This window comes from Spirillospora sp. NPDC049652, assembly GCF_040675125.1.
Lineage (GTDB): Bacteria > Actinomycetota > Actinomycetes > Streptosporangiales > Streptosporangiaceae > Spirillospora.
In genome coordinates, this window is the sequence record NZ_JBFAOF010001140.1 from 1 (window position 1) to 2062 (window position 2062).

Consider the following 2062-nt stretch of genomic DNA (forward strand, 5'->3'; position numbering starts at 1 on the left):
CTGGAGAACATGTACGGGCCGGGCACGGTCTGGGTCGTCGGCTGCGCCCCCACCGCGCTGCAGGAGATCGTCGAGCGCGGCGTCCGGCCCGCGCTGGTCGTCGGCCTGCCGGTCGGCTTCGTCGGCGCGACCGAGTCCAAGCAGGCCCTGCGCGACAGCGGGCTGCCGCAGGTCAGCAACATCTCCGAGAAGGGCGGGTCCGCCGTGGCGGCCGCCGCCGTCAACGCACTGCTCTACTACGAGGGGGACCCTGAGTGAACGCGCCGCTGCTGCTCGTCGGGCACGGAACGCGATCGGAGGACGGCGTCGCCGGCTTCGGCCGCCTCGTCCGGCGGCTCGCCCGCCGCATGGACGGGACGCCGGTGGCCGGAGGCTTCATCGAGCTGTCCCGCCCGCCGCTGACCGAGGCCGTCGCCGGGCTGTACGCGGACGGGCACCGGCACGTCGCGGCCGTCCCCCTGGTGCTGGTCGGGGCCGGGCACGGCAAGGGCGACATCCCGGGCGCGATGGCGCGGGAGACCGTCCGGCATCCAGGGCTCTCCTACACCTACGGGCGTCCACTCGGCCCGCACCCGGCGCTGCTCGCCCTGCTGGCCGAACGGCTCGACGCCGTCGCGCCCGAGCCCGGCACGGCCGTCCTGCTGGTCGGGCGCGGCTCCACGGACCCGGACGCGAACGCCGAGGTCCACAAGGTCGCGCGGCTGTTCTGGGAGGGACGCGGCGCGGGCGGCCCCGACCAGGGCCCCGGCCTGTCGGCGGTCGAGCCCGCGTTCGTCTCGCTGGCCCGGCCGAGCGTCCCCGAGGGACTGGACCGGCTGCGCCTGCTGGGCGCGGAGCGGATCGTCGTGCTGCCGTACTTCCTGTTCGCGGGCGTCCTGCCCGACCGGGTCGTGGACCAGTCGCGCGAGTGGGCCGCGTCACACCCGGACGTGGACGTCCGGTGCGCGGAGGTCATCGGCGACTGCGACGGTCTCGCCGACCTGGTCGCCGAGCGGTACGCCGAGGCCCTGCGCGGCGACATCCGGATGAACTGCGACACCTGCGTGTACCGCGTCGCCATGCCCGGCTTCGAGGAGAAGGTCGGCGCGCCCCAGACCCCGCACCACCACCCGGACGACCCCTCCGGCCATGGGCATGGCCACGGGCACGGGCACGGGCACGGGCACGGGCACGGGCATGAGCACGGGCACGTTTCCGCATGGTGAGGCGTTGGGGTACTAAGTGAACCTTGAGGCACTGACCAGCGAAGATGTCGATCTCTCCCACCACGGCGACGCCGAGGTGGGCGACGGCCTCCGCGACTTCGCGGTGAACGTGCGGACCGCGACCCCGCCCGCGTGGCTGGCCGACCGCATCCGCGCGTCGGTCGCGGGCCTCGCGGCCTACCCCGACCCCGCGCCCGCGCGCCGTGCCGTCGCGCGCCGGCACGGCCGCTCGCCGGACGAGATCCTGCTCACCTCCGGGGCCGCCGAGGCGTTCGTGCTGCTCGCGCGGGTCCTGCGGCCGCGCCGGGCCGTGGTCGTGCACCCGCAGTTCACCGAGCCCGAGGCCGCGCTGCGCGCCGCCGGGCACGAGGTCGAGCGCGTCCTGCTCGGCAAGGACTTCACCTTCGACCCCGCCGTGGTCCCGCCCGACGCCGACCTGGTCGTGATCGGCAACCCGACCAACCCGACGTCGGTGCTGCACCCGGCGGCCGCGATCGCCGCGCTCGCCCGCCCCGGCCGGACGGTCATCGTCGACGAGGCGTTCATGGACTGCGTCCCCGGCGAGCCCGAGAGCCTGGCCGGACGGCTGCCGGCGGGGTTCGTCATCGTCCGCAGCCTCACCAAGACCTGGGGCCTCGCCGGGCTGCGCGCCGGATACCTGCTCGCCGCCCCCGGCCTGGTGTCCCGGCTCGCCGCCGCGCAGCCGCTCTGGGCCGTCTCGACGCCCGCGCTCGTCGCCGTCGAGGCGTGCAGCACCCCCGAGGCGCTCGCCGAGGCGGACGCGTGGGCCGCCGACATGGGGGCCGAGCGCGACCGCCTCGCCGCCGAGCTGACCTCGCGCGGCCTGTACGTCGTCC

Annotated in this window: 3 protein-coding genes; all 3 read left to right on the forward strand. The window is 75.9% G+C overall.

The annotated features are described in order from the left end of the window. Window positions 1–258 (forward strand): precorrin-8X methylmutase (locus tag AB0J52_RS37835; protein ID WP_500187803.1); only part of this gene is annotated, 258 nt, incomplete at its 5' end. Next, on the forward strand, window positions 255–1205 hold the full coding sequence (locus tag AB0J52_RS37840) for a sirohydrochlorin chelatase (RefSeq protein WP_500187804.1): 951 nt from the start codon (window positions 255–257) through the stop codon (window positions 1203–1205). The genes AB0J52_RS37835 and AB0J52_RS37840, both read left to right, overlap by 4 nt. Window positions 1206–1221: 16 nt before the next feature. Then, window positions 1222–2062, forward strand: an 841-nt coding sequence (gene cobC / locus AB0J52_RS37845) for an Rv2231c family histidinol phosphate aminotransferase CobC (RefSeq protein WP_500187806.1), incomplete at its 3' end; no start/stop codon positions are given.